This window comes from Longimicrobium sp., from assembly GCF_036554565.1.
GTDB lineage: Bacteria > Gemmatimonadota > Gemmatimonadetes > Longimicrobiales > Longimicrobiaceae > Longimicrobium.
In genome coordinates this window covers 1-2046 of the sequence record NZ_DATBNB010000420.1, presented here as the reverse complement: position 1 = coordinate 2046, position 2046 = coordinate 1, and the positions used below count along the sequence as shown (strand labels likewise).

Genomic DNA, 2046 nt, shown 5'->3' with positions numbered 1-2046 from the left:
GCGATCACCGTGTCGGCGATTTCCCGCGCCGCGCCCACCAGCCGTGCCAGCCGCCCCGATCCCTGTTCCGCCATCAGCCGCCCCGGTTTCGCCGAATCGTCGTCTGCCCCCGGCCAACTTACACGATGTGTGCCCGCCGCGCTTGCACCCGTCCGGCGGCGGGGCTACGCTTCGGCCCCGTTTCCCCCAGCCGTGCCCATCCCATGCCCGAACCCGATCGACCGCGCGGCCCGCTCTCCGGCATTCGCGTGCTGGACCTGTCCCGCGTGCTGGCCGGCCCGCTGTGCACCATGACGCTGGGTGACCTGGGCGCGGAGGTCATCAAGATAGAGCGCCCCGGCGCCGGTGACGACACCCGTGCGTGGGGCCCGCCCTGGGGGGATGGGCCGCGGGGGCGCGAATCGGCCTACTACCTGTGCGTAAACCGCAACAAGCGCTCGGCCGCGGTAGACCTGAAGGACGAGGAGGGCCGGGCGCTCGTCCGCCGCCTGGCGCGCGAGGCCGACGTGCTGGTGGAGAACTACGCGCCGGGGATGATGGACGGCTGGGGTCTGGGATATGACGACCTCGCGGCCGAGAACCCGCGTCTCGTGTACTGCTCGGTGACGGGATACGGGAGCGACGGGCCGGACGCCGGGCGGCCCGGCTACGACTTCGCGGTGCAGGCGCGGGCGGGGTGGATGGCCATTACCGGGGAGCCGGGCGGCGCGCCGTCCAAGGTGGGCGTGGCCGTGGTAGACGTGCTGACCGGCCAGAACGCCACGATCGCCATCCTCGCCGCGCTGGCGGAGCGCGCGGTGTCGGGGCGCGGGCAGCGGGTGGAGGTGTCGCTCTTCGACTCCGCGCTGGCGGGGCTCGTGAACGTGACCCAGGCCGCGCTCGTCACCGGGCGCGAGCCGCGGCGCTGGGGGAACGCGCACGCCACGATCGTCCCCTACCAGGCGTTCGACGCCGCGGACCGCGCGTTCGTGGTGGCGGTGGGGAACGACGCGCAGTGGCGGCGGCTGTGCGAGGCGATCGGGGCGGACGGGCTGCGCGACGACGACCGCTTCGCGACCAACCCGGGCCGCGTGGAGCACCGTGACGAGCTCGTCCCCGTGCTGGCGGCCCTGTTCCGCGGCGCACCGGCGGCGGAGTGGCTGGGGCGCATGGAGGCGGCCGGCGTACCCTGCGCCCCCGTGCAGACTGTGGGCGAGGCCCTGCGCGACCCCGTCCTCCTGCAGCGCGCGGGCCTCTGGCCGATGGAAGCCGGCTACGGATCGGTCGACACCATCGCGTCGCCCCTGCGCCTGGAGCGCACCCCACCCGGCCTGCACCGCCCGGCTCCCGCCCTGGGCGAGCACACGGACGAGGTGGCGCGGGACGGATGGAGCACAGGGCTTAAGAGCGGGTGAACCCGCGGCCTCGGCGCCGCTGGGGCGACTGAAGTCGCGGCAACAACGGCCCGAAGTCCGCCTTCGCAGACTGCATGCGAAGTAGAGTGCACGGGTGCCAACCACACGCGCCCCGCCCTTGCCGAGGCGCGATTTGTCATCCCGACGGAGCGGCCAAGGGCAACCAGCCGCCACACCGATACTCCGCAGCGACGGAGGGATCCGCCACACACCACGGGCGCGCCACGCGGTCCTCCTCACACGAGAACAAGCCAGTCCGCGCAGGCGGACTTCGTGTGGTCGTTGCAGCGAATTCATTCGCCCGACGGAGCCGGGGCCTCGGCAGTCTCCGGTGGAAGCGCCAGCGCCTCCCGCCGCCGCCGCGTCACGAAGCGGCCCCGTCGGGCGTTCCACGGGTGCCGCGGGCCCGAAAGGGAACCCCGCGGCGAGCGTGTGGTATGGTGCGCGGCGCCGACACCGCGGCCTGGATGACGAAACAAGACCGGCGGCACGGACGGGAGCCCGGCCGACGTGACCCTAGCCCCACGGAGGGTTCCATGAAGATCCGCAAGCTCGCCATCGCGCTGCTGCTAGCCGTTGGGGCCGCAGGGTGCGACAACCCGTTCGACAACGACCAGTTCCAGCGCGAAGAGCTCGCCCGGGCCCGCGCGCT

1 protein-coding gene is annotated in these 2046 nt (G+C 73.3%); it reads left to right on the top strand.

The features are described 5' to 3' along the window. The first annotated feature begins 203 nt into the window (after positions 1-203). Positions 204-1394 carry a CoA transferase gene (locus VIB55_RS11495; protein WP_331876804.1) on the top strand — a complete coding sequence of 397 codons (1191 nt, stop codon included), beginning with the start codon at positions 204-206 and terminating at the stop codon, positions 1392-1394. Positions 1395-2046: the final 652 nt, after the last annotated feature.